Genomic DNA, 24502 nt, shown 5'->3' with positions numbered 1-24502 from the left:
TGGCCCCCAAGCGGTCACGTGCACTCGGGGTAGCGTTAGATGGAATACCTTAGTCTAACAAATTTATTAGCACGCTAACAATAATCGTAAAAAAACCCCGCTGCCGAGTCTGTGCTCGGTCAGCGGGGTCCTATTCCCTTGATGAATAAGCGCTAAACGCTTGCCGTGTTAGAAGCGGTAGCGAAGGCCTACGCTCGCCGCATCGAAATCGTAGGCGGACTCGTCCAGGTAGCGCATGTAGTCGGCACCAATCGAGACGTTGTTAGCAATATCCATCTCGGCACCCGCGCCGTAAGAGAGACCACTTTCGCGATTATCGCTGATCTCGACCTCGGAGAAACCCGCTAAACCGTAAAGACGGAAGTTGGGCGCTACCGGGAGGATGCCTTTAGCATACGCACCCGCCAGATGGTCTAGATCGGCGCCGCGATCCGAACCGCCGGTGCCTAGGTGGCCCTCGAGGGCGAAATAATCGTTGAATTGGGCACCACCGCGCAGGCGTAGGCCGACATCGTCACGGGAGTCGCCACGGTCAGGGTTGAGGCTCCAAAACATGGCATCGCCACCCACGTATCCTTGTGGGTATTGGAAAGATTCTTGGGCTTGGGCGGATGCCGCAAACGCACCTGCACCTAACAGAAGCGCTGCAGAGGTCAGTGATAGTACGGTCATCTTCATGGGGATCACCTCAGTTAAAAAAACAGTGTTTCCTTACGCTTTCGAAGTGTGGCCTAGGCCCATGAAGAACGCAATTCACCTACTGGCACTTGCATCGAGTTTCCTTTTTTCTTGCGCTGTTGATGACGTTTTCTAACGCCCTTTGGAAAGGCTCAGTACGACGATGCCCCCAACCACCACCGCGCCGCCCACGAGTTGGCTAGGGCTGAGCATTTGGCCCAGTACCAGATAGGCTATCAACAGCGACGCCACCGGCTCGAAGTTCATCACTGGAGCGTTGCGGGCCATATCCAGCCGGGGTACGAAAATAAACAGAATCGAGAACCCGCTACCGTACAGCAACGCCAGCAGCGTTAGACCTACCCAGCCGGTGCTGTTGTCCGGCAGGCTCATACCGCCCGGCACCGCCCCTAAAAACCCACCAATAATCATGGCGATAAACACGGTTTGCATAGTCAGCAGGCTGCGCAGCGTGCTGCCTACCCCGGCCAAGCGATGCTCGGTCACCCACAGCGCACAGGCAAACGCGAACGCGGCAAACAGACCAAAGCCAATGCCTGCCAGCCACTCCGGCCCCATGGCATCGGCGTTGGCCACCCAGCTAGGAATATCCAGCACCACCAACAGGCCAATCAGAATGGTGCCCATAATCAAGCAACTGCGCAGCGATGGCCGAGGGCCGCCCAGCGCCCAACTAATCAGCGCCAGTTGAATAGGAAAGGTATTCACTAGCAGCAGCGCAATCACCACCGGCAAGCGCGCCACGGCGGAATATAAGCTGACACTTTGCAGCGTAATAAGAAGCCCCACCGCGAGCTGCCAGCGCCACGCTCCCGGAGGCAGCCAAAGGCGTTTTTTCTGAAGAATCACCAAGGAAAGCAGAATCAAGCAAGCCACGCCTGAGCGCATCAACACCGCTAAGAGCAATCCTGTGCCATTATCAAACGCCAGCCGAGCTGAGACGTGGTTAGCAGCGAACATCGTCGCCACCGTCATCATCAGCAGAATAGCGAGATGTCGGGGTAGCAGTGTGGGGCTTGAAATTGAGGACATAGGAACAAAACGGCTCACGATTGGTTATATAAGGAACAGGATGCCGACATTTTACATAGAAGGCTAACTAAATTCTTCGCTGATTTTCCGCGTCGCAGCATGTTAAACTAAAGTCTATTCCCTTAACTTCCTCATTACGTTACAAAGGTGGTTATGAACGCACCGGTGCTGGTCATTAACTGTGGCTCTTCTTCTATTAAATACGCTTTGATCGATGCGGACCCGCAGGCACCACGCTTGGCCGGGCTAGCGGAGCGCTTAGGCAGCAGCGACGCCCGCTTGAAAGGTAAAGACAGCGCCGGTGAAAGCTTTACCCAACCGCTGCCGAATGCTGACCACGCCGACGCCTTGAACGCCATTCTTCAGCGTTTGGAAGGTCGCGTACCGGGGGCCGTGGGCCACCGCATCGTTCATGGTGGCGAGCACTTCACCCAAGCAGCGCTGATCGATGACAGTGTGATCGAGGCCATCGAGACCACCGCTGCCTTAGCACCGCTGCATAACCCCACCAACCTAGCGGGCATTGCCGCGACTCGTAAGGTGTTTCCGGACCTGCCTCAGGTGGCCGTGTTCGATACGGCGTTCCACCAGACGCTGCCGCCCCGCGCCTATCGCTATGCACTGCCGGAAGCGCTGTATACCGAGCACGGCATTCGCCGCTACGGTTTCCACGGTACCAGCCACGCCTTTGTTAGCCAGCGCGCTGGCGAGCTGAGCAGCCGTGGCGCAGGCGGCTGGCTTACCGCTCACCTGGGCAACGGCTGCTCCACCAGCGCCGTGTGGAACAACCAGAGCCTGGATACCAGCATGGGCCTTACCCCGCTGGAAGGCCTGGTGATGGGCACCCGCAGCGGCGACGTGGATCCCGGCCTGCATGCGCATCTGCACCGCCAGTTAGGTTGGTCGCTAGATGAAATCGATAACGTACTGAACAAGCAGAGCGGCCTGCTGGGGCTTTCCGGCCTGACCAACGATATGCGCGAAGTAGAAGACCAAGCCATGGCCGGGCACCCTGGCGCCAAGTTGGCGCTGGACGTCTTCTGTTACCGCATTGCCAAATCCCTGGCGGCGCTGTCTTGTGCATTACCTAAGTTAGACGGCGTGATCTTCACTGGCGGTATTGGCGAAAACTCGCCTATCGTACGTCGTGAAGTGCTGGCCCTGCTGCCCCACTTTGGTTTCAGCTTAGATGAAGCGGCCAATGAAGCCACCATCCGTGGCAAAGAGGGCAAGCTGGATAGCGCTGGTCATCAAGGCCCGGAAGTGTGGGTGATCCCCACCGATGAAGAGGGCCGCATTGCCATGGAAACCCGCCACTGCGTGGAGACCCCTGAATGAACAGCTCCCCCGAGCAACCCCAAGCCATTCTGCTTGTCCCCACCAGCATGGGGGCAGGCTTGACCTCGGCCTGTCTGGGCCTGATTCAGGCGCTGGACACCATTGGCCTGAAAGCCGGCTTTCTGAAGCCGTTCATGCAGAACGAGCTGAACGGCCCGGGCCTTGACCGCTCGACGGCGCTGGTCTCGCGGACGCTGAACCAGCGCCCGCCCTCGCCTATTTCCCAGGCACGCCTGGAGCGGCTGCTGCGCGACGACCAAACCGACGAGCTGATGGAAAACGTCATCGAGCTCTACGAGCAGGTGGTGCAGCAGGCCTACCGAGACGGCAGCGCGCTGGATCTGATCGTGGTGGAAGGCGTCGTGCCGACCCAGCACACCACCTACGCCACTCAAACCAATGTGCAGCTCGCTCATGCGCTGAACGCGCGGATCATTCTGGTGGGCTCCGGGGATCTCAACGAGCCCCAGACGCTGGCGGAAGAGCTGGATATGCACGCTCGAAGCTTTGGCGGCGTCAGCTCCAGCCGCACCTTGGGCGGCATTCTGATGCGCATGAAAAACCTGCCCTACGGTCAAGAGGATGACCTTTCGGCCGCGCCGGGCACCATCAAACCGCAGTTGGAAGAGCCGGTACTCAACGAACTGCGACGCTACTCCCCGGCGCTAGCCACCGACCGCTTCCACCTGATTGGCGTGGTACCCTACAGCAAGACCCTGAGCGCTCCGCGCACGCTAGACGTAGCCCGGGCGCTGAATGCCAAGATGCTCAACGAAGGCGAAGCCGCCAGCCGCCGCGTGCTATCTACCAGCCTGTGCGCCCGAAGTGCGGCCAATGCGCTGCATATCTTCACCCCGGGCAGCTTGGTCGTGGCCTCCGGCGACCGTGACGATGTGGTGCTGGCCTCCGCGCTGGCCACCATGAACGGCACCCAGCTGGCGGGCGTTTTACTCACCAACGGTTTCTTGCCCAACGAGGGCATGATCGAGATGTGCCGCCCAGCGCTGAAAACCGGCTTGCCGGTGCTGGCGGTAGAAACCGACAGCCTGACCACGGCGCAGAACCTGAGCCAGCTCAGCACTGAAATCCCCATGGATGACTTCGAGCGCGCCGAGCAGGTGGCCCGCTTCGTGGCGGCACACATGGACCTGGAGTGGCTGAAAGCCAAGCTGAGCCGTAGCTACACCCGCCGCCTCTCGCCGTCGGCGTTCCGCCACCAGTTGGTGAAGCTTGCTCAGCAAGCCAAAAAGCGCATCGTGCTGCCGGAAGGCGACGAGCCGCGCACCATCGAGGCGGCAATCATCTGCCAGCGCCGTGGCATTGCCGACTGCGTACTGTTGGGCAAACGCGAAGATATCGAGAGCGTCGCCCATCACCGTGGCCTCACGCTGCCCGATGCGCTGACCATCATCGACCCGGAAAGCACCCGCGCCAGCTACATTGGCCCGATGGTGGAGCGCCGTCGCGGCAAGCTCAACGAGCTGACCGCCGAAGCGCAGCTTCAGGATAACGTGGTGCTGGGCACCATGATGCTGCAGCTCGATGAAGTGGATGGCCTGGTGTCTGGCGCGGTTCACACCACTGCCAACACCGTTCGCCCGGCGTTTCAGCTGATCAAAACGGCCCCTGAGTACAATCAGGTATCGTCGATCTTCTTCATGCTGCTGCCGGAGCAGGTGGTGGTGTACGGCGACTGCGCGGTGAACCCAGACCCGGATGCCGAAACGCTTGCCGAAATTGCCCTACAAAGCGCCCGCTCTGCCGAGGCCTTCGGCATCGAGCCGCGCGTGGCGATGATCAGCTACTCCACCGGCGACTCCGGCACCGGCGCCGACGTGGATAAAGTGCGCGAAGCGACCCGCATCGCCAAGGAGCGCGCGCCGCACCTGGCTATCGACGGCCCGCTGCAGTACGACGCCGCCGCCATCGAAAGCGTGGGCAAGCAAAAAGCCCCCGACTCCCCCGTAGCGGGCAAGGCCACCGTGTTCGTGTTCCCCGACCTCAACACCGGCAACACCACCTACAAAGCCGTTCAACGCAGCGCCCGAGTGGTCAGCGTGGGCCCGATGCTGCAGGGTTTGAACAAGCCGGTGAACGACCTGTCCCGCGGCGCCCTGGTGGATGACATCGTCTACACCATCGCCCTCACCGCAATCCAGGCCAGCCAGCGGCAAGGCTAGGCACTCGCCGAGCCCTGTATACGTATCCGCTGAAAGCCACGCTAAAAAGAACGCCCCGAACAGTTCACTGTTCGGGGCGTTTCAGGTTTTGCGTCAGGTTCAATCGTTGTTAGGCATTACACCCACATGGGCACCATGGCTTCCAGCACCATCACCAAACTCATCGCGGTGATCGTCAGAATAGAGACCCCAAACACTTTCCTGGCCCAACGAACATCGTCATCTAACCGATAACCGCGCAGTGCGAGGTAGAGCCAGTAGCCGCCCATGACCAGCGCCACACACAGATACCCCATCCCTGCCTGGCTGGCCAGGACCAGCGCCAGCGAGGCGGGAATGAACGCCACGATATAGCCCAGGATGTGATGCTTGGCCATTTTGATCCCGTGCACCACCGGCAGCACCGGAATTGATGCCCGCTGATAATCCGCATAGCGGAAAATCGCAATGGCATAGGAGTGCGGCATTTGCCACAGGCAGAAAATCACCAGTAGCATCAGCGCACCGCTATCGAACTGCCCCGTGACGGCACAGTAGCCCACCACAGGGGGCATGGCCCCGGAAAGGCTGCCCACCAGCGTGCCGTACTCGGAGTGGCGCTTCATGTAGAGGCTGTAGACCCCGACATACACGCCCCAGCCAATCACCGCCAGCGCCACCGTCAAGCCATTGGTGCCCAATGCCAGGCACACGATCCCCGCCACGCCCAGCAGCGCCGAAATACCCAGTGCCTGGGTAATCGAGATACGCCCCTTGGCGAGCGGGCGATGGCGCGTACGCGCCATCAGTGCATCGATATCCCGGTCGATGACGTTGTTGCAGGCACAGCCCGAGGCAATGACCAGCGCAATGCCCAGCATCACCGAGGCAAACGTGACGACATCGAAGGTGCCGTGGGCGGCTAGAAAATAGCCCCCCAGCGTGGCGATCAAGTTGCCACCAATGATCCCCGGCTTGGTAAGCGCCAGCACGTCGCGCCAGCGGCTCGGCGCCACGTTTAGCCGATCATCATGTTGAGATGCAGATGCTGCATGATCCATAACGAGCCCCCTACCACCAGGACGAGTATCGTCAGTGTGAAAACGAAGGACATCACGTTCCAGCCTTCGTCGGCTTTGGTATTCATATGCATAAACATGACCAGCTGGACCAAAATCTGCAGCACGGCTGTTATAGCGATGACCACCACCGTCGTGGCGGTGCTCAACGCACCGCTCATAACGACCGCGAACGGAATCACGGTTAGCACTAAAGATAGCAGAAGCCCCGTCACATACGATTTAACGCTGCCGTGGGAAGACGTTGAAGATGATGAATGACTCATGTCACAGCACTCCCATCAGATAAACGAACGAGAACACGCAGATCCACACGATGTCCAGGAAGTGCCAGAACAGGCTCAGGCACAGAATCCGCGGACGTGTCATCGGGGTGATGCCCATGGTCGAAAGCTGCACCAGCATCACTAGAATCCACACCAAACCAACGGTCACGTGGAGGCCGTGGGTGCCGACCAAGGTAAAGAAGGACGAGAGAAACGCGCTCTGATCAGGGCCGTAGCCCTGATGAATCAAGTGCTGAAACTCGTACACTTCCATACCGACGAACGCGGCACCGAGCAAGAAGGTGATCGCCAGCCACGCTTTTACTTGGCCGACGCGCTCGGCATTCATCGCCAGTACGCCCATGCCAAAGGTGAAACTACTGAACAGCAGCAGAAAGGTTTCCACCAGCACAAAGGGCAGCTCGAAAATATCTGCCGCCGTTGGCCCGGCGGCCGTGCCTTTCATCAGCACGGCGTAGGTAGCGAACAGTGACCCGAAGATCACCAGGTCACTCATCAAGTAGACCCAGAAGCCAAATACTTTCGTGCCGGTCGCGTCGTGGTGCTCATGGGGCTCGGACGCGGCGCCATGATGTAGGGTATCGGTGGCCATTACGCGCGTGCCTCCACATAGTTGGTCTGTTCACGGTCAGACGCTGCGCTGCTCGGCGCAGACGTTTTGCGCTTTTCATGCGCGCGCTCGATGCGCGCCACTTCGGCGGCGGGCACGTAGTAGTCGATATCTTCGTTGAATACACGGGCGATGAAACTGACGACGACGCCCAATGCACCCACGGCTGCCAGCCACCAGATATGCCACACCAGCGCAAAGCCTAGAATCAGCGCGAAGAAGCTGATGACCGGCCCCGCCACGGTGTTACGCGGCATGTGAATATCGGTGTAGGGCGCTTCGTCCAACTGCTCGTTACCCCGCTGCTTTTGCGACCAGAAGCTGTCGATGTCACCGACTTCCGGCAGGCGAGCAAAGTTGTAGAACGGCGCAGGAGAAGAGGTCGACCACTCCAGCGTGCGGCCATCCCAGGGGTCGCCGGTTAGATCTGCATTCAGCTTGCGGTCGCGGATACTGACCCAGAACTGAATGATGGTGCAGGCAATCCCCATCATGATGATCACGGCACCTACCCAGGCCAGAATCATCCAAGGTTGCCACTCAGGATTGGCGTAGGACTGCATACGGCGCACGGCACCGAAGAAGCTCAAGACATAGAGCGGCATGAACGCGACGTAAAAGCCAATGAACCAGCACCAGAACGAGCGCTTGCCCCACTTCTCGCTCAGCGTGAAGCCGAACGCTTTCGGGAACCAGTAGGTCAGGCCCGCCATCATGCCGAACACCACGCCGCCAATGATCACGTTGTGGAAGTGGGCAATGACGAACAGGCTGTTGTGCAGGACGAAGTTGGCTGCTGGCAGCGCCAGCATCACGCCGGTCATACCGCCTAGAGTAAAGGTGATGATGAACCCCAGGGTCCATAGCACTGGCGAGGTCAGCTCCAGGCTGCCGCGGAAGATGGTAAACAGCCAGTTGAACACCTTCACCCCGGTGGGGATGGCAATGATCATCGTCATGATGCCGAAGAAGGCATTGACGTTGGCCCCTGCACCCATGGTGAAGAAGTGGTGCAACCAGACGATGAACGACAGCAGCGTAATGGCCACCGTGGCCCAGACCATGGTTTTGTAACCAAACAGGCGCTTGCGGGCGAAGGTGGCGATGACTTCAGAGAACACGCCAAAGGCCGGCAGAATCAGAATGTACACTTCCGGGTGACCCCAGGCCCAAATGAGGTTGACGTACATCATCATGTTGCCGCCAAAGTCATTGGTGAAGAAGTGCATGCCGAAGTAGCGATCCAGCGTCAGCAGGGCAATGGTCGCGGTCAGAATGGGAAACGAGGCAATGATCAGGATATTGGCGCACAGCGATGTCCAGGTGAAGATCGGCATGCGGAACAGCGTCATGCCTTTGGTGCGCATTTTCAGGATCGTGACGAAGAAGTTGATACCGGTGAGCGTCGTGCCTATCCCGGATATCTGCAAGGCCCATATCCAGTAATCGACCCCCACCCCAGGGCTGAACTCTATCCCCGATAAAGGCGCATAAGCGAGCCAGCCGGTCTTGGCGAACTCCCCTACCACAAGGGAAATATTAACCAAAATAGCTGAGACAGCGAACAGCCAGAAACTCAGGTTATTCAAAAACGGGAAAGCAACGTCGCGGGCGCCGATTTGCAGCGGCACCACCAGGTTCATCAGGCCGATGACCATGGGCATCGCAACGAAGAAGATCATGATTACGCCGTGGGCGGTAAAGATCTGATCGTAATGTTCAGGAGGGAGATAACCTGCGGCACCCCCGGCCGCCATGGCCAGTTGGGTACGCATCATGATGGCATCGGCAAAGCCACGCAGCAGCATGACCAAGGCCACCACAAAGTACATAATGCCGAGCTTTTTGTGGTCAACGGAGGTGAACCACTCGTTCCACAGCCAGCCCCATTTTCGGTAGTACGTCAGTGCGCCTAGTAGCGCGGCACCCCCAATCGCCATAAAGGCGGCAACGACCATAATGATCGGTTCGTGGTATGGAATGGCTTCTAACGTGAGTTTTCCAAACATGCTTAACCCCCCGCTTCAACGCTTGTGGGATGGCCGCCCATGGCGTGTTCATCACCCGCATGCTGATTGGTAACATGGCCGATCGCGGCCTGCTGTTGAGACGCGCTGGCGCTCTCTAGCTCGCTGGATTCACCGTGGCTATCGTGGGCATCACTGATGGCGTCACCGTGGCTTGCATGACCGCCGTGCCCGCTGCCTTCACCGCCGTGGAAGCTGCTGACAATCGACTCATACAGCTCGGGCGTGACCGCCGAGAAGTACTCCACCGGGTGGTATTCACTCGGCTCTGCCAGGGCGTTGTAGCCCTCAGGGAAGGTTAGGGTGTCATCGGCTGTGCGCACGTTTTCCACCCAGGCATCGAATTCCGCCGGAGAGGTGACGTGGGCATCGAAGGTCATCCCAGAGAAGCCAGCGCCGCTGTAGTTGGTGGAACGGCCGGGGTAGACGCCCTCTTCGTCGGCAATCAGGTGAACGTCGTTATCCATGCCCGCCATGGCGTAAATCTGGCTGCCTAAACGTGGAATGAAGAACGCGTTCATTACCGAGCCAGAACTCACTCGGAAGCGCACTGGGGTATCTACCGGGAACGCCAGTTCATTGACGCTAGCAATGCCCTGTTCGGGGTAGATGAACAGCCACTTCCAATCCAGCGCCACGGCTTGAATCTCCATGGGCGCCACGTCGCTCTCAAGCGGTTTGTGGGGGTCTAGGCTGTGGGAGGTTTTCCAGGTGAGGAACGCCAGAACGGCAATGATCAAGCAGGGAACGGTCCAAACGGCCGCTTCGATGGCATTGGAGTGCGCCCAGTCCGGCAGATACTTGGCAACGCTATTGCTGCGCCGGTAGCGCCAGCCAAACAGTAGCGTCATCACAATCACCGGAATGACCACAATCAGCATCAGCCCAAAGGAGGTCAGAATCAGCGAGCGCTGCTCAACGCCAATCTGCCCCTTGGGATCCAGCAATGCAGAACTGCAGCCCGTTAACAGCAAGCACAATACGGCGAGCACAAAAGTGCCTCGCCTGCGCCAGTGGGTAGGTAGTTGCATGGTGTGATCTCATCAGAGAGTTGTCTAAAACAGCCCACTATCTAGCCGACTAAATAGCCAGCTAAGTAGCAAGCTAACTATCGCCCCATACTTTTCCCAGAACAGTGAGCGCAACTGCGTTGCACCGGGAAAAATATGCGCCACCTTAGGGGTTGGTGGCGAGCCTTGGCCGTGCACCTTGCGTGCATCAACTAAGACTAAAGTATTTTCTATTGATCTGGGTCAATCAGAAAGAGACGTTATGCCGCACCCTGCGCACCCGTTGGGTGCCAAGCAGCATCCTCTCTGTTTAGGCGAGCGTGACGCTCAAGGTGGGCAGTGGATGGCGCTCCAGCAGGCCAGGGGCACGCTCGTCGTCGGTGACGACGATATCGAAATCCTCCAGCGAGGCAAAATAGGCCGGACGCACCACGCCGAACTTACTGGCATCGACAATCAAAAGCCGCTGCATCGCGGTGGCAATCGCCGCCTGCTTAGGCCCGACTTCATGAAAATGGAAGCAGCTTACTCCCCGTTCGCAATCCACCCCAGCGGCGGAGATCAGCGCTTTATTGATGCCCAAACGCTCGATAGCTGCGCCCATACCGTCGCTGCCAAATGATTGGGAGGAAGCGTAGAACAGCCCGCCCAGCAGCACTAGGCGCACATTGGGCAGCGCTGCCACGGCGTTGGCAACGTTAAGGGCATAGGTGACCACCGTTAATTCATGAAAACGGCTTAGCTGGCTGAGCAGTGGAATCAACGTCGAGCCGCAGTCGATAAACAGCGTGTCGCCCTCTTCAATAAAGCTGGCCGCACGCTGGCAAAGACGCTGTTTGACCTGATAGTGGCTCGATTGCTGCTCAGTAAGGTCGTATACCGGCGTCACGCCGGGGCAGCTTGCCATCACTAGCCGCCCACCCAGCAGGCTAATGGCTGAAGGTTGCGTTGAAAGATCCCGACGAATGGTCATTTCGGAGACTCCGCACAGCTCGGCGGCATCGCGAAGATGCAGTGTTCCCCCGCTAGCCAACGCTTCTTGCAACATCGCCATGCGCTGTGCGCTCCGGTCATTCATAGCAGGCATCTCCTTATGATGCATGTTGTTATCGATGTTAGACCCAACTGGGCTACCTATGCTGCGTCAGCCCCTTACTGATTTCCACTGCGACACAGCGTTAGACTCCGCCATGATGCGCTTATCACATTTAAACAGCGTTGATGTGACAATGCTTGCAAATCAACGTTAAAAAAATAACACTCAATGTTATAATTTTAACATTACGCCAGCCTAGACGACCCACAACGTCGGTACGCCAGTTGCTCTGGTACCGTAATATAACCCTGTTGAGGCTTCCATGACTGCTTTATCCCACTCTCGTTCTTCTTCGTTCGTCACGCTTGGCGCTGGCGTTTTACTGACAAGTGCTGCCTTGGCAACTCCAGCGTTTGCCGACGATGCCGAGCCGCACACCCTTGACCGCCTTTGGTCGTTTGCCAACGTTTCAGTCAACTACCTGGACTGGTCGAACGGCACCGAAGCGCGCACTGCTAGCAACGCAGCGAAAAGCGACTTTACGTATGTTGAAATCGAAGGCGGCGTTGGCTTTAGCTGGGGCGAATTTTACGGCTTCTTCGATTTCGAGAACCCCACTAACGATCAGTTCGACCAAGCCAGTGGCGGTAAAGACAACTTCCGTACCTCCGGCCAAGTGACCTCGCACATCTACCTGGGTGACAGCCCACTTTCGCTGTACGCCCACCTGTACGATTTCCGCGACTACGGCTATGAACTTCGCGAGCAAGACCAAATTCTGGGTCTTGGCTACCGCACCACGTTCGATAACGGCCTATGGTTCAAACCGTTCATCGGCGCCGCGCGGGTACAGAGCAATAGCTACACTGGCATGAACGGCTTTATGGCTGGCTGGGTCGCGGGCTACGACTTCACCGCTCTGAACCAAAACTTCAGCGTGACCAACTGGCACGAGCAGACCTTCGGCCGTGATGACGAGTACCTGACCCAGAACTACGTGGGCGATAAAGCAGGCAGCGTAGGTACCAACGGCGCACTGAGCCTGTGGTGGCACCCGTCTGATCTGATCACCACGGGCGTGCAGTACCGCTACTCAGAGAATAAACTGGGTACCCCGGACGCTTACCAAAATGCGATGATCTACTCAGTTAAGTTGAACTTGCTGTAATCGCTCCCACTCCTCACGATCCGAAGGTACTCCCATGACCCTCATCATGAGCTTGGTTGGTATGGTCACCCTGGTGGCCATCGCCCTAATCTTCTCTTATGACCGCAAGTCGATTCGGCTGCGCACCGTACTGGGTGCTTTTGCTATCCAGGCCGGTATCGGTGCATTCGTGCTCTACGTGCCGTTCGGCCAGGCGGTGCTGCAAACCATTTCCGCCGGTGTTAGCCAGGTACTGGTGTTTGCTAACGACGGTATCGGCTTCCTGTTTGGCGGCCTAGCCGATGTGGAAAACGTCGGCTTTGTCTTTGCTATCAAAGTACTGCCGGTCATCATCTTCTTCTCGTCGCTGATTGCCGTGCTCTACTACCTAGGCATCATGCAGTGGGTCATTCGGATTCTGGGCGGCGCACTGCAAAAAGCACTGGGCACCTCGCGCACCGAATCGCTCTCTGCGACTGCGAACATCTTTGTCGGCCAAACCGAAGCACCGCTGGTGGTGCGTCCGTTTATTGCTCGCATGACGCCTTCGCAGCTATTTGCGGTGATGTGTGGTGGCTTAGCCTCGGTAGCCGGTTCCGTTCTAGCAGGCTACGCAGCGCTGGGCATTCCCATGGAGTATCTGGTGGCGGCCTCGTTCATGGCGGCGCCTGGCGGCCTGCTGTTCGCCAAGCTGATCATGCCGGAAACCCAGAACGTGGAAGATAGCGACAGCGTTTCCAAGGTCGATGAAGAGCTGAAAGAGCAGGACGACAAGCCTACCAACGTACTGGATGCCGCGGCGTCCGGCGCGACCTCCGGCCTGATGCTGGCGGCCAACGTGGGTGCCATGCTGCTGGCGTTCATCGGCTTGATCGCGCTGATCAACGGCATTTTAGGCGGCGTTGGCGGCTGGTTCGGCTTTGAATCGCTGAGCCTCGAGCTGATTCTCGGCTGGCTGTTTGCGCCGCTGGCGTTCCTGCTCGGCGTGCCGTGGGAAGAGGCAACGCTGGCAGGTTCTTTCATCGGCCAAAAGCTGGTGGTCAACGAGTTCGTAGCCTACATCAACCTGGCCCCCTATATCGATGGGGAACAGGTGGTGGCGGCAACGGGTCAGATGATGACCCCGCACACCATGGCGATTCTCTCCTTTGCGCTATGTGGCTTTGCCAACCTGTCGTCCATTGCGATTCTGCTGGGCGGCCTGGGTAGCATTGCGCCCACGCGCCGCAAAGAGATTGCCCGCTTCGGTGTGAAAGCCGTATTGGCCGGTACGCTCTCTAACTTGATGTCGGCATCCATTGCTGGCTTCTTTATTGCGCTTGGCAACCTGACGGCTTAACGCAGCGAGCACCACACCATTCAACGGGCGCTGCTATGTTTTCGCAGTGCCCGTTTTGTCTTTTATCGATTTGCGAGAATTTCATGAACGCGACTGCCTTCCCCCAGCTCACTCAAGCCCAACTCACCCAAGCCGCTCGCCAAGCGTTGACGCTGATGGATTTGACCAGCCTGAACGACAGCGACACCGACAGCGTGATCGAAGCGCTGTGCCAGCAGGTGAAGACGCCGTTCGGCAACCCGGCGGCGGTGTGCGTTTATCCGCAGTTCATCGTCACCGCTGCCCGCGCGCTCAGCGCCCACAAGCTGGAGAGCCAAGTCAAGATCGCCACGGTCACCAACTTCCCCCACGGCGGCGACGATATCATGGGCGCTGCCCGTGAAACCCGCGAAGCCGTGGCGTCTGGCGCTCACGAAGTCGACGTGGTGTTTCCTTACCGTGCGCTGATGGCAGGCGATGAAGAGACCGGCCGCGAGCTGGTAGAAATGTGTAAAGCCGCCTGCGGCGGACAAGCCCAGCTAAAAGTCATCATCGAATCTGGCGAACTCAAAGAGCCTGCGCTTATCCAACGCGCTAGCGAGCTGGCCATCGAAGGTGGCGCGGACTTTATCAAAACTTCCACCGGTAAAGTACCGGTCAACGCTACCCTGGAAGCCGCCGAGATCATGCTAAAAGCCATCAAAGCCAGCGGTAAAAATGTCGGTTTCAAAGCCGCTGGTGGCGTTCGCACCGCCGAAGAAGCGGCCCAGTACCTGGCGCTGGCTGCCGACATCATGGGCCCGCAGTGGGTGACGCCCGAGTACTTCCGGTTCGGTGCATCCAGCCTACTGACGAACCTACTGAACACGCTAAACGGCAATGCCGATGCCGCGACCAATGGAGGCTACTAAATGTCGTCAAACGCATCTCACCACGCCCTGCTCCCCCAAGAACTGATTCGCCTGAAGCGCGACGGCCAGCCGCTTCCCGCTGAAGAGATCAAAGCCTTCGTACAGGGCATCGCCGACGACCGCATCAGCGACGCGCAGATTGGCGCCTTCACCATGTCGGTGTTTTTAAACGGCATGAGCCGCGAAGAAGTCGTGGCATTGACCACCGCGACGCGCGATTCTGGCCACGTCATGCAGTGGGATTCCCTCAACCTGCCCGGCCCGATTGTGGACAAGCACTCCACCGGCGGCGTGGGCGATCTGGTATCGCTGGTGCTCGGCCCCTGGGTCGCTGCCTGCGGCGCGTTCGTGCCGATGATTTCTGGCCGTGGCCTGGGCCACACCGGCGGCACGCTGGACAAGCTGGAATCAATCCCCGGCTACGACCCCTACCCCGCGCCCGAGCGCTTCAGCGATGTCGTAAAATCCACCGGTGTGGCGATTATCGGCCAAACCGGCAACCTCGCCCCGGCGGATAAGCGCATCTACGGCGTGCGCGACGTGACCGCCACCGTGGAATCCATTCCGCTGATTACCGCTTCCATCCTGGGTAAAAAGCTGGCCTCTGGCCTGGACGCCCTGGTCATGGACGTTAAGGTCGGCAGCGGCGCATTTATGCCCACCCCGGAAAAATCCCGCGAGCTAGCGAAAAGTATCGCCAATGTCGCGACCCAAGCGGGCACGCCCACCACCGCGCTGCTCACCGATATGAGCCAACCGCTGGCCCCCTGTGCCGGTAACGCGGTAGAGATCGTCGAAACCCTGGCGCTACTGCGCGGCGAGCGCGCCAACAGCCGCGTGATGCAAGTCACCCGCGAACTCGCCGTTGAGATGTTGATTGCGGGTAAGCTGGTGGCTAACCGCGAAGAAGCCCTCACCAAGCTCGATAAAGCGCTCACCTCTGGCGCGGCGGCGGAAGTCTTCGCCCGCATGGTGCGCGAACTAGGCGGCCCCGCCGACTTTATGGAGCGCTCGGACAGCTACCTGGCCACCGCCCCGGTGATTCAAGCGGTGTACCCCGAGCAGAGCGGTATCGTACAGCGCTTCGATACCCGCGCCGTAGGTATGAGCGTGGTGGAACTGGGCGGCGGTCGCCTGCGTAACGACGCCAGCGTCGACCACAGCGTCGGGTTTAGCGATATCGTCGAAATCGGCGACCGCGTGGATAGCCAGCGCCCGCTGGCCATCGTCCACGCCCGCACCGAAGAGGCCGCCGCCCGTGCCGCCGCCCAGCTACGCGCGGCGGTCACCATCGGTGACGCTGAAGCCACCGCCGACACACTGCTGCAAGAGACCTTCCGAGGAGAAGCCTAATGCGCCGTGCCATTGTTTTAGTACTCGACTCTTTTGGAATCGGTAGCGCGCCGGACGCCGCTACCTTTGGCGACCAAGGTGCCGACACCCTGGGCCACATCGCCGCGGCCTGCGCCCGTGGCGAGGCAGATACCGCCGAGCGCTCCGGCCCGTTGAAGCTGCCTAACATGGCCGCGCTCGGCCTGTTCCACGCCCACCGGGATGCCACCGGTAGCGTGGCGGAAGGCGTCAGCCTGCCCGAGCAGTTGAACGGCGCTTACGCCCACGCCAAAGAGATCTCCAGCGGGAAAGACACCCCTTCCGGCCACTGGGAAATTGCCGGTGTGCCGGTGCGCTTTGACTGGGGCTACTTTCTCGACAAAACCAACAGTTTCCCCTTGGAACTGCTGGATAGCATTGTTCAGGAAGCGGATTTAACGGGCGTGATCGGCAACTGCCACGCATCGGGCACCGAGATTATTGCGCGCCTGGGCGAAGAGCATATCGCCACCGGCAAACCGATCGCGTACACCTCGGCCGACTCCGTGTTCCAGATTGCCGCCCACGAAGAGCACTTTGGCCTGGAGCGCCTCTATGCGCTGTGCGAAACCGTGCGCGAGCTGCTGGAGCCCTACAACATTGGCCGTGTTATCGCCCGCCCGTTTATCGGCGACGACCGCGAAAGCTTTGCCCGCACCGGCAATCGCCGCGACTACAGCATCGAGCCGCCGACCCCCACCGTGCTGCAAAAGCTGGCTGAAGCCGGCGGTGAAGTGGTGTCGATTGGCAAGATCGCCGACATCTACGCCCACTGCGGCATTACCCACAAGGTCAAAGCCAGCGGCCACGACGCGCTGATGGAGGCCACCCTGGCGGAAGTGGCGCGCACCGCCAACGAAACCAGTGACCGCCCGACCATGATCATGACCAACTTCGTCGATTTCGATTCGGTCTATGGCCACCGCCGGGACGTTCCGGGCTACGCCGCTGCGCTGGAGCACTTCGATGCCCGCCTGCCGGAGCTGCTTGCCGCCCTTAACGACGACGACCTGCTGCTGCTCACCGCCGACCACGGCTGCGACCCTAGTTGGGAAGGCACCGAGCACACCCGCGAATACGTGCCGATCATGGTGCGCGGCGCAGGCTTCGCCCCCGGCCCGCTGGGCGAGCGCGGCACCTTTGCCGACATTGGCCAAACCCTGGCGGATTTCTTTGCCGTCGACGCCATGGCCGATGGCGAGAGCTTTTTACCGAACGCGGCATAAAAGCCGACAACCCCATTAGCACGCTGATGTGCACAGCCTGAATGCCACTGATTGGGTTATTCAGGCCAAACATTTTTTAGAGAGGAGTGTTCCATGGCTACCCCACATATCAATGCCGAGAAGGGCGATTTCGCCGATACTGTACTGATGCCCGGCGACCCGCTGCGCGCCAAGTACATCGCAGATACCTACCTGGAGAACGTGCGCCAAGTAAACGACGTGCGCAGCATGTTCGGCTACACCGGCACCTACAAAGGCCGCGAGATTTCCGTAATGGGCCACGGTATGGGCATCCCCTCCGTCTCCATTTACGCCAAAGAGCTGATTACCGATTACGGCGTGAAGTCGATCATTCGCGTCGGCTCCTGCGGCGCGGTACGCGACGATGTCAACGTGCGCGACGTGGTGATTGGCATGGGCGCCAGCACCGACTCCAAAGTGAACCGCATGCGCTTCAATGACCACGACCTGGCCGCCATTGCCGACTTCGAGCTGGCCAGCCACGCCGTGGCGGCCGCCAAAGCGCAGAACGTCGCCGTGAAAGTCGGCAACATCTTCTCGGCGGACCTGTTCTACAACCCGCAAACCGACATGGCCGAGCTGATGAAGCGCTACGGCATTGTCGGCGTCGAGATGGAAGCCGCTGGCCTGTACGGCGTGGCAGCTGAGTTCGGTGCCCGCGCACTGACCATCTGCACCGTGTCTGACCACATTCTGAAAGGCGACTCGCTCTCCAGCGCCGACCGTCAAACCACCTTCAACGACATGATGGTGATTGCGCTCGACACCGTTCTACGCGACGACGCTGCCAGCGCTTAACCGCTTGGAATCAAGCGCCCACTGAGAGGATAACGCCATGAGCCAAGCGGATCAGGCCCTGGTAGACACGCTGTTGACCACCCTGGGCAACGCCTACGCGCCCTACTCCAACCACCCGGTTGCAGCGGTCATGGAGTGCCCGGATGGTCAGCAGTTTGCCGGTAGTAACGTGGAAGTGGCCCACTACAAAGGGCTATGCGCCGAAGCCTCGGCCATTTCCGCCATGATTACCGCTGGCCAGCGCGAGCTTGCCAAGGTATACGTGATGGGCCCCGGCGAGCATCTCTGCACGCCCTGCGGCGACTGCCGCCAGCGCATTCGCGAGTTCGCCACCCCCAGCACGCAAATCATGGTGCTCTCCAAGCAGGGTGAGGTGCTAAAAACCTACACCATGGACAGCCTGCTGCCCGATGCTTTTGGGCCGGAGCAGTTGCCGGGGCGTTAGAAGGCCATGATTTACGTTATGAGCGCAGGCCAGACAAGGCGAAATTAACCGAAAAAGCGGAGTTTACAGATAGTAAATGAGCATTTTGAGGTTAATTTCAACGCAGTATGGACAAGCGTAATAGTAAATCGGGGTCTTCTTAGCTCGTTTCTCGCAACACAAGCGCCACCGGCAGCGACACGTGCCGGGGCGCTTTTCTCGCCAGCGCTTCGCTCAACAGCTCGACACTCATCGCCGCAATGGCCGCAATATCCTGGCGCACGGTGGTTAAGCCTGTAGCTAAGGTAGGCAGGTCGTCAAAGCCGGTAACGGCCACGTCTTCGGGCACACGAATATCGCGATCTTCCAGCGCGGCGACACAGCCGAGCGCCAGCTCGTCGGTAGCGCAGACCAGCGCATCGAACGGTAGTGGATCGTCATGGTTGAGAATACGGTTAAGGTAGCGGTAGCTAGTGAGCGAGTCGGACGTAAACCGATAGGGCAGGCTGAGTAGCTGCTCGCTAAGCGCTGCCTCTGCCATCGCTTGCTGGTAACCGGAAAGGCGGCTGTGGGGGCGCGGTACGTCCAACTCTCCGCCCACAAAGGCAATCCGCGTTCGCCCTTGTTGAATCAGATGCTGAGTGATCTGGTATAGCCCGGAGACATCGTCCGGAGCCACCGAAAAGCCTTCCCCCGCATTGCCAATGCGTACAAACGGTATGTCCGCCGCGCGCAGCACGCCTGGGCGCTCGTCTTCACCCGTTTCCCCTAGCAAAATCGCCGCGCCCGCCCGTTCGGGCAGCTCATGGGTTTGGTCGTGGTGGAAAAAGATCGGCACCATGCCCTGCTGGTGCAGCGCGACGGTCAGGTGCTGGTAGAGCAGAATATAGTAAGGGCGCAGCTCGATATCTTGCCGCCCAAGGGAGATTCCTACGACGGCGGCTTTGCCGCTGATGAGCTGCCGCGCCGCCGCGCTGGGCTGATAGGCCACTTCGCGGCTGATGGTGAGGATTTTGTCGCGCAGCGCGTCGCTGATCCCTGGCTTGCCATTGAGTGCCCGGCTTACCGAGGCAATCGAGACCTCGGCACGCCGGGCGATTTCACGAATGGTGGCGGTTTGCGCGCTCGGTTTGTTCTGTTTCATGCCATGCCTCAGCCAGTCGGGCCCTGATTGTACAAAAAGCGGGGCCGAAAATCGCTGAATGCACGGACGCTAATGCCGCTTGCGCTACCAGCCACGCCGCCCCAATCGCGCCAGCTCGCTATCCAACTGCTGCACCGCCTGCTCCGGCGTGACGCTGCCAGACAGCGCGTCGTGCACGCGGTTGAAGATCGCGTTGGAGACCCGCGGGTAGGCATCGCCGGTGACGCTGGCCGGACGCGGTACGCCGTTCATCACCGTCTCATATAGCTCGCCGATAAACGGCTGCGCGGCCAGCACGTCTTCATCCTCATAGAGCGCTGGGCGCGTGGGGTTGCGGCCAAACTCGATGGCGTGGGCTTTTTGCTGCGCTTCAGCGGTGAGATAAGCCACCAGGTCAGCGGACGCCTGCGGCTCATCCGAATAGCGGGACACCGCCCAATTCCAGCCGCCCAGCGTCGCGACGGACTCGCCCTCTGGCCCGCTGGGCAGCGGCGCTACGCTGAACTTGTTCTGGATCGGCGTGCCGTCCGCTTGGCCCAGCGACCACACGTAGGGCCAGTTGCGCATAAACACCGCGTTGCCCGCCTGGAAAACGCCGCGAGCCTGCTCTTCCATGTAGTTACGCACACCTTCTGGACTGATATCCCCCACCCAAGAAGCCGCTAACGCTAGGGCTTCCACCGCCTGGGGATTGTTCACCGTGACCTGCCCCTCGGCATCCACAAAGGTACCGCCGCCGTAGCTCGCCACCCACTCCAGCGCGTTGGTGGTCAGTCCCTCGTAGGCACGCCCTTGAAAGACGAAACCATGCATGCGCTCGTTACCCGCTTCCCGCTCGGCGTTTTGAATGCGCCGGGCAGTGTCGGTCAGCGCTTGCCACGTCTGCGGCACGTCAGCGCCGTACTGCTCGAGCAGATCATGACGGTAGTAGAGCAGTCCAGCATCGGTAAACCAGGGCAGCGCGACCAGCTTGCCCTGCACGGTGTTGTTCTCCATCAGCGAGGGAATAAATCCTTCTGCTGCGCCTTCCGGCAGGTAATCGTGCAAATCCACCAAGTGCTCTGCCAGCAGGCCCGGCCAGACGATATCCACCATCAGCACATCAACATCTTGGGATTGGCTGCCCAACAGCTGTTGATAAAGCGAAAGCTTTTCCGTAGGCGAGGCTGGCGTGGTGACGATATTGACCTGATGGCCGTTGGCCTCGGCCCAGCGCTGGGCAAGCGCCGGGCAGAAATCCGCCGCCCCGCCATCGCCACAGGCCACGGTGATCTCGGCGGCCATAGCAGGCAGCGCCGTGGGCAGCAGGGTCAGTAGTAGCAGCGGTGTTTTCAGTGGTTGGCGCATCGTCGCGTCCTTATCTTGTTATTGGGTGTCGTACGTTTAAAGATGCGTGTTGCAACGTGCTCGTTAGCTGGCAATCGCCATGCTGCGATCTTCCAGACTGGACACAAAGCAGGCGTCTAGCACGGTTTGAATGGCCGCACCGCGAGCAAAATCGGGCTGGTCGTTCTCCCCCGTGCGAATGCTCTCGATGAAGCGCTGATAAATGCTGGGCGTGGGCGGCGCCTTGACCGTGCTCCAGCGGGCAGGATGCACATCGTCGTTCAGGCACACCTGTACCTCGTCTTTGGAGGCATCCAGATCCACGCGGATGGCGCCTTTATCACCGTGAACGCTCAGCGTTAACGAGTTGTGGTGGCCGGTGGCCCAGCGGGTCGCCTGGATGGTGCCCATGGCACCGTTAGCAAAACGTACGCGCATCAGCGCCGTGTCGTTGGCGTCCAGCACGTAGTCGCCAATGCGGTTATCCGGGGCTTTGTCGAAGCAGGTGAGTTCGCAGTTGACGCGAGTGATATCGCCCACCGGGAAGCTGGCAAAATCGACGATATGCACGCCCACATCGCCCAGCACGCCTTTGCTGCCGTGGGCTTCCGAGAGCCGCCAGAGCCATTGGCTCTCTTGGTCCCAGCGGCCCCAGGCGTTGCTGACCAGCCAGCTTTGGCGGTAGCTGGCGTCCACATGGCGCACGGTGCCAATGGCGCCGCCGGTGACGAGCGCGCGGGCGTGCTGAATGGCAGGGGCGTCCCGGTAGCTCAAGTTGACCATGTTGATGACGTTGGCGGCCTGGGCGGCGGCGGCCATCTCATGGGCATCCTCGGCGTTGGTAGCCAGGGGCTTTTCGCACAGGATATGTTTGCCCGCCGCAATGGCGGCCAGCGACGTGGCCTTGTGCACGCCATCCGGAGTGACATTGCTCACCGCGTGGATATCGTCCCGGGCCAGCATGTCGTCCAGCGACTGGTAAACATCGGCAATGCCATGGCGCTCGGCGAAGGCCTGGGCCTTGGGGAAATCACGGTCGCATACGGCAACCACTTCGACACCTTCGAGTCGGCCATAGTGCTTGGCGTGCTCGCCCGCCATGCTGCCCGCGCCAATAATCGCGATACGGATCATTTGAACCCCTCCTCACCGGGTTTGTGCAGGCTTTCGCCCTTGATCTCGACCGGGTTGGGCGCCTGGTCGGCGGGGACGTTGGGGCAGCTGTCGATCCACCGGGAGCCTTCCGGCTGCGCCCAGACCACGGCATTTTTGAGCACCCGCTTGACCTGCTCGTCGTAGTAGATCGGGTAGGTTTCGTGGCCGGGGCGGAAGTAGAAAACCTTGCCGTTGCCACGCTTGTAGGTCAGGCCGGAGCGGAACACTTCGCCGCCTTCGAAGGCACTGATGAAAATCACTTCGTCCGGGTTGGGTACCGCAAAGGGTTCGCCGTACATTTCGGTATGGGGCAGTTCAATGTAATCGCCGAGCCCTTGCACGATGGGGTGGCCAGGATTCACTACCCAGAGCCGCTCACGCTCGCCGGCTTCTCGCCATTTCAGCGAGCAGGTGGTGCCCATCAGCCGTTTGAAAATTTTGGAGTAGTGGCCGGAGTGCAGCACAATCAAGCCCATGCCCTGCAGCACGCGTTTTTGCACCCGATCAACGGTCTCTTCCAGCACGTCGCCGTGGGCGGCGTGGCCCCACCACAGCAGCACGTCGGTATTCTCCAGCGTCTCTTCGTCAAGCCCCTGCGCCGGGTCTTGCAGCGTGACGGCGGTGGCGGACAGCGCCTCTGACTCATTCAAACCGTCGGCGATGCACTGGTGCATGCCGGTGGGGTAAATGCGCGCTACCACCTCGTTGGTTTGCTCGTGGACGTTTTCGCCCCACACGGTGACTCGCAGTGTCATCGCTCTCTCCCAAGCGTGTTCGTGTATGACTTCACCAGCCGTTTCGACCGGCGCCTGGGCAAAAAGTAAACGTTTACGCGATTAGAGTAAACGTTTACTTATTAGCTTTTAGTCGCATCTTCAATGTCGTGCCACAGAGATTATTTATCGGTGTTTTCCGCCACGCGTTCTACATCCACGATGCCCGAGCGGCTGACCACGACCTTCCAACGAGCAAGATAGGGCGTGTCCTCGCTGCCGGTTTCACGTATCACTAGGTTGAATAGATGACGCCGCTCCACACTCTCGCGCACCACCTGACCATCTTTGAGCCGGTAGATGTGATGTTTCTCTTTGCTCATTAGGCGGGTCAGCATCGAGAGGTCGATATGCAGCGTTTCGCGGGTGTGTTCATAACCACTGAGAAAGCGCGTTGGCGACATGCGCGAGCTGGAGCGATAGTGCATCACCACCTCGTCACGCTGGGCCACGGTGCGCCGCCGCATCTGCTGAATATCGTCATCCAGAGCGGAATAGCGCTTGTAGTCGAACCACTCAAGTTGCCGCCCTACCAGGGCGTTGCGGGTGGGGTCGATGTATTGGCGACGCCATTTGGGGCGGCCACGGCGTAGCCAGCGCCATAGCGTGTTACGCAGGTCATCTTTGAAGACTTCCCGCAGCGCATAGAGCAGCGCCATGGCCAGCACAAACAGTGCGGTAATATCCCCCAAGGCGTTGCGTAGCTGCAGAACACCCAGCGACACAAACGCCATCACCACCGCCGTGGCCAGCGCTTTGACCGCCTTTTGTTCACCGCTACCCAGCTCCAGGGTACGCTGCTTGAGGGTGATCGGTTGCTCAATCAAGAGCCGCAGCAGGCGCATTTTATTCGACATGCGAGTCGGATCTTCCATGACCCGTTCGGCGTTGTACTCCTGGGCCTGACGGTACTCCCCTTCGCGCTGGCAAATGGTAATAAAGCGCCGCTTGATATCACTAAACGGCCCGCCCCGTGGCATATGCGCGACTAGAGCTAATAGCTGCTGCTCGGTGAACCAGGAGAGGTAGTTGTCGATATTGGCAAAGTATTTATAAAGACGTTCGTCGCTGGGCGGGTTGCGCCGCAGGCGTTTGAGAATGCCGTCACTCAGGTCACTCATTTCCGCGAGCCGTTCGGTCAGTGCGTTGGCCTTCTCATTCCAGGCGTCTGGCTCATCGGTTGGCTCGCGACGCAGCTTACGGGCGTCAGCCAGCAAGGCTTGGGTGGTGCGCTCCAAGGCCCCCACGTATTGATAGGCGTAAAGGCTGAGGCTCAAGCGGTAAGAGTCGCTACCCAACTGGTTACGGCTAGCCAATCGGCTATGCACCAGCGGCAAGTGATACTCGTCGCTGTAGTAAGTGCGCGAGACACTGATCGCACCATGATAAAATGCCTCTTCGGAAATGACGTGAGTGCTCAACCCAAGCTCTTTGGGCACGAACAAATACACATCGAGCGTATGCGAGGTTTCTTCTTTTAGCCGCCGCGATAGGCGCAGTTGGAAGCTATTTTTACGCTCAACGTTGATCACCTCACGAATCTCCTACTTCATTGCCAAACACGATGATATACCATGGTGAGCTCGCCATAGTGGTCTGCTAAACAGAGGC

At 59.5% G+C, this 24502-nt stretch carries 22 protein-coding genes; 9 read left to right on the top strand and 13 right to left on the bottom strand.

Going from position 1 to position 24502, the window contains the following annotated elements; genetic code table 11:
• Nucleotides 1-168: 168 nt before the first annotated feature.
• Both BMY49_RS07650 and BMY49_RS07645 read right to left on the bottom strand, forming a co-directional pair.
• On the bottom strand, nucleotides 169-678 hold the full coding sequence (locus tag BMY49_RS07650) for a porin family protein (RefSeq protein WP_058575966.1): 510 nt from the start codon (nucleotides 676-678) through the stop codon (nucleotides 169-171).
• Between the two features lie 132 nt (nucleotides 679-810).
• The gene (locus BMY49_RS07645; protein WP_058575965.1) at nucleotides 811-1731 is read right to left on the bottom strand and encodes an EamA family transporter; all 921 of its coding nucleotides are present in this window, start codon (nucleotides 1729-1731) and stop codon (nucleotides 811-813) included.
• Between the two features lie 153 nt (nucleotides 1732-1884).
• Here BMY49_RS07645 and BMY49_RS07640 point away from each other — a divergent pair, with 153 nt between their 5' ends.
• Together BMY49_RS07640 and pta are read left to right on the top strand one after the other, a co-directional pair.
• Nucleotides 1885-3069, top strand: a complete 1185-nt coding sequence (locus tag BMY49_RS07640; protein ID WP_062374788.1) for an acetate/propionate family kinase — start codon at nucleotides 1885-1887, stop codon at nucleotides 3067-3069.
• Nucleotides 3066-5249 carry a phosphate acetyltransferase gene (pta, locus tag BMY49_RS07635; protein WP_089675342.1) on the top strand — a complete coding sequence of 728 codons (2184 nt, stop codon included), beginning with the start codon at nucleotides 3066-3068 and terminating at the stop codon, nucleotides 5247-5249. The genes BMY49_RS07640 and pta overlap by 4 nt, the downstream gene beginning before the upstream one ends.
• A gap of 116 nt (nucleotides 5250-5365) precedes the next feature.
• Here pta and cyoE read toward each other — a convergent pair whose 3' ends face one another.
• The 6 genes from cyoE to BMY49_RS07605 form a co-directional block, all read right to left on the bottom strand.
• Nucleotides 5366-6289 (bottom strand): heme o synthase, encoded by a 924-nt coding sequence (cyoE, locus tag BMY49_RS07630; protein WP_089675341.1) that lies wholly within the window; start codon nucleotides 6287-6289, stop codon nucleotides 5366-5368.
• Complete coding sequence (gene cyoD, locus BMY49_RS07625; protein WP_044629017.1) at nucleotides 6247-6573, bottom strand: cytochrome o ubiquinol oxidase subunit IV; 327 nt, start codon at nucleotides 6571-6573, stop codon at nucleotides 6247-6249. Before cyoD ends, cyoE begins: the two co-directional genes overlap by 43 nt.
• A 1-nt stretch (nucleotide 6574) precedes the next feature.
• The gene (gene cyoC / locus BMY49_RS07620) at nucleotides 6575-7186 is read right to left on the bottom strand and encodes a cytochrome o ubiquinol oxidase subunit III (protein WP_058575962.1); all 612 of its coding nucleotides are present in this window, start codon (nucleotides 7184-7186) and stop codon (nucleotides 6575-6577) included.
• Nucleotides 7186-9213, bottom strand: a complete 2028-nt coding sequence (cyoB, locus tag BMY49_RS07615; RefSeq protein WP_089675340.1) for a cytochrome o ubiquinol oxidase subunit I — start codon at nucleotides 9211-9213, stop codon at nucleotides 7186-7188. The genes cyoC and cyoB overlap by 1 nt, the downstream gene beginning before the upstream one ends.
• Before the next feature lie 2 nt (nucleotides 9214-9215).
• Nucleotides 9216-10262 carry a ubiquinol oxidase subunit II gene (gene cyoA, locus BMY49_RS07610; protein ID WP_089675339.1) on the bottom strand — a complete coding sequence of 349 codons (1047 nt, stop codon included), beginning with the start codon at nucleotides 10260-10262 and terminating at the stop codon, nucleotides 9216-9218.
• A 289-nt stretch (nucleotides 10263-10551) separates the two neighbouring features.
• Nucleotides 10552-11319, bottom strand: a complete 768-nt coding sequence (locus BMY49_RS07605) for a DeoR/GlpR family DNA-binding transcription regulator (RefSeq protein WP_044629013.1) — start codon at nucleotides 11317-11319, stop codon at nucleotides 10552-10554.
• Nucleotides 11320-11599: 280 nt separating this feature from the next.
• On the opposite strand from BMY49_RS07605, the gene BMY49_RS07600 reads away from it, so the two are divergent.
• The 7 genes from BMY49_RS07600 to cdd all read left to right on the top strand — a co-directional run bounded on the left by BMY49_RS07600 (nucleotide 11600) and on the right by cdd (nucleotide 18514).
• Nucleotides 11600-12445 (top strand): outer membrane protein OmpK, encoded by an 846-nt coding sequence (locus BMY49_RS07600; protein WP_044629012.1) that lies wholly within the window; start codon nucleotides 11600-11602, stop codon nucleotides 12443-12445.
• A gap of 34 nt (nucleotides 12446-12479) precedes the next feature.
• Nucleotides 12480-13763: a NupC/NupG family nucleoside CNT transporter gene (locus BMY49_RS07595; protein WP_089675338.1), complete on the top strand. Its 1284-nt coding sequence runs from the start codon at nucleotides 12480-12482 to the stop codon at nucleotides 13761-13763.
• A gap of 83 nt (nucleotides 13764-13846) precedes the next feature.
• Nucleotides 13847-14653: a deoxyribose-phosphate aldolase gene (deoC, locus tag BMY49_RS07590; RefSeq protein ID WP_089675337.1), complete on the top strand. Its 807-nt coding sequence runs from the start codon at nucleotides 13847-13849 to the stop codon at nucleotides 14651-14653.
• The gene (gene deoA, locus BMY49_RS07585) at nucleotides 14654-16006 is read left to right on the top strand and encodes a thymidine phosphorylase (RefSeq protein WP_089675336.1); all 1353 of its coding nucleotides are present in this window, start codon (nucleotides 14654-14656) and stop codon (nucleotides 16004-16006) included.
• Nucleotides 16006-17250 (top strand): phosphopentomutase, encoded by a 1245-nt coding sequence (locus tag BMY49_RS07580; protein WP_089675335.1) that lies wholly within the window; start codon nucleotides 16006-16008, stop codon nucleotides 17248-17250. The genes deoA and BMY49_RS07580 overlap by 1 nt, the downstream gene beginning before the upstream one ends.
• A 93-nt stretch (nucleotides 17251-17343) precedes the next feature.
• Nucleotides 17344-18069 (top strand): purine-nucleoside phosphorylase, encoded by a 726-nt coding sequence (deoD, locus tag BMY49_RS07575; protein ID WP_089675334.1) that lies wholly within the window; start codon nucleotides 17344-17346, stop codon nucleotides 18067-18069.
• 37 nt (nucleotides 18070-18106) lie between these two features.
• Nucleotides 18107-18514 carry a cytidine deaminase gene (cdd, locus tag BMY49_RS07570; protein ID WP_044629006.1) on the top strand — a complete coding sequence of 136 codons (408 nt, stop codon included), beginning with the start codon at nucleotides 18107-18109 and terminating at the stop codon, nucleotides 18512-18514.
• Between the two features lie 139 nt (nucleotides 18515-18653).
• On the opposite strand, the gene BMY49_RS07565 is transcribed toward cdd, so the two are convergent.
• From BMY49_RS07565 to BMY49_RS07545, 5 genes are all read right to left on the bottom strand, one after another.
• Nucleotides 18654-19637: a LacI family DNA-binding transcriptional regulator gene (locus BMY49_RS07565; RefSeq protein ID WP_089675333.1), complete on the bottom strand. Its 984-nt coding sequence runs from the start codon at nucleotides 19635-19637 to the stop codon at nucleotides 18654-18656.
• 84 nt (nucleotides 19638-19721) lie between these two features.
• Nucleotides 19722-20984, bottom strand: a complete 1263-nt coding sequence (locus BMY49_RS07560; protein ID WP_089675332.1) for an ABC transporter substrate-binding protein — start codon at nucleotides 20982-20984, stop codon at nucleotides 19722-19724.
• Between the two features lie 63 nt (nucleotides 20985-21047).
• Nucleotides 21048-22097: a Gfo/Idh/MocA family protein gene (locus BMY49_RS07555; protein WP_054641373.1), complete on the bottom strand. Its 1050-nt coding sequence runs from the start codon at nucleotides 22095-22097 to the stop codon at nucleotides 21048-21050.
• Nucleotides 22094-22873, bottom strand: a complete 780-nt coding sequence (locus tag BMY49_RS07550; protein WP_089675331.1) for a ThuA domain-containing protein — start codon at nucleotides 22871-22873, stop codon at nucleotides 22094-22096. Before BMY49_RS07550 ends, BMY49_RS07555 begins: the two co-directional genes overlap by 4 nt.
• A 140-nt stretch (nucleotides 22874-23013) precedes the next feature.
• Complete coding sequence (locus tag BMY49_RS07545) at nucleotides 23014-24423, bottom strand: hypothetical protein (protein WP_044629001.1); 1410 nt, start codon at nucleotides 24421-24423, stop codon at nucleotides 23014-23016.
• Between the last annotated feature and the right edge of the window lie 79 nt (nucleotides 24424-24502).

The sequence above is a fragment of the Vreelandella aquamarina genome (assembly GCF_900110265.1).
GTDB lineage: Bacteria > Pseudomonadota > Gammaproteobacteria > Pseudomonadales > Halomonadaceae > Vreelandella > Vreelandella aquamarina.
This window is presented reverse-complemented; position numbering and strand designations above follow the sequence as displayed.

Bases quoted from the DNA above. Each gene is read 5' to 3' on its own strand.
- BMY49_RS07650 (WP_058575966.1), bottom strand. From the start codon at position 678: ATGAAGATGACCGTACTATCACTGACCTCTGCAGCGCTTCTGTTAGGT.
- BMY49_RS07645 (WP_058575965.1), bottom strand. From the start codon at position 1,731: ATGTCCTCAATTTCAAGCCCCACACTGCTACCCCGACATCTCGCTATT.
- BMY49_RS07640 (WP_062374788.1), top strand. From the start codon at position 1,885: ATGAACGCACCGGTGCTGGTCATTAACTGTGGCTCTTCTTCTATTAAA.
- pta (WP_089675342.1), top strand. From the start codon at position 3,066: ATGAACAGCTCCCCCGAGCAACCCCAAGCCATTCTGCTTGTCCCCACC.
- cyoE (WP_089675341.1), bottom strand. From the start codon at position 6,289: ATGGATCATGCAGCATCTGCATCTCAACATGATGATCGGCTAAACGTG.
- cyoD (WP_044629017.1), bottom strand. From the start codon at position 6,573: ATGAGTCATTCATCATCTTCAACGTCTTCCCACGGCAGCGTTAAATCG.
- cyoC (WP_058575962.1), bottom strand. From the start codon at position 7,186: ATGGCCACCGATACCCTACATCATGGCGCCGCGTCCGAGCCCCATGAG.
- cyoB (WP_089675340.1), bottom strand. From the start codon at position 9,213: ATGTTTGGAAAACTCACGTTAGAAGCCATTCCATACCACGAACCGATC.
- cyoA (WP_089675339.1), bottom strand. From the start codon at position 10,262: ATGCAACTACCTACCCACTGGCGCAGGCGAGGCACTTTTGTGCTCGCC.
- BMY49_RS07605 (WP_044629013.1), bottom strand. From the start codon at position 11,319: ATGAATGACCGGAGCGCACAGCGCATGGCGATGTTGCAAGAAGCGTTG.
- BMY49_RS07600 (WP_044629012.1), top strand. From the start codon at position 11,600: ATGACTGCTTTATCCCACTCTCGTTCTTCTTCGTTCGTCACGCTTGGC.
- BMY49_RS07595 (WP_089675338.1), top strand. From the start codon at position 12,480: ATGACCCTCATCATGAGCTTGGTTGGTATGGTCACCCTGGTGGCCATC.
- deoC (WP_089675337.1), top strand. From the start codon at position 13,847: ATGAACGCGACTGCCTTCCCCCAGCTCACTCAAGCCCAACTCACCCAA.
- deoA (WP_089675336.1), top strand. From the start codon at position 14,654: ATGTCGTCAAACGCATCTCACCACGCCCTGCTCCCCCAAGAACTGATT.
- BMY49_RS07580 (WP_089675335.1), top strand. From the start codon at position 16,006: ATGCGCCGTGCCATTGTTTTAGTACTCGACTCTTTTGGAATCGGTAGC.
- deoD (WP_089675334.1), top strand. From the start codon at position 17,344: ATGGCTACCCCACATATCAATGCCGAGAAGGGCGATTTCGCCGATACT.
- cdd (WP_044629006.1), top strand. From the start codon at position 18,107: ATGAGCCAAGCGGATCAGGCCCTGGTAGACACGCTGTTGACCACCCTG.
- BMY49_RS07565 (WP_089675333.1), bottom strand. From the start codon at position 19,637: ATGAAACAGAACAAACCGAGCGCGCAAACCGCCACCATTCGTGAAATC.
- BMY49_RS07560 (WP_089675332.1), bottom strand. From the start codon at position 20,984: ATGCGCCAACCACTGAAAACACCGCTGCTACTACTGACCCTGCTGCCC.
- BMY49_RS07555 (WP_054641373.1), bottom strand. From the start codon at position 22,097: ATGATCCGTATCGCGATTATTGGCGCGGGCAGCATGGCGGGCGAGCAC.
- BMY49_RS07550 (WP_089675331.1), bottom strand. From the start codon at position 22,873: ATGACACTGCGAGTCACCGTGTGGGGCGAAAACGTCCACGAGCAAACC.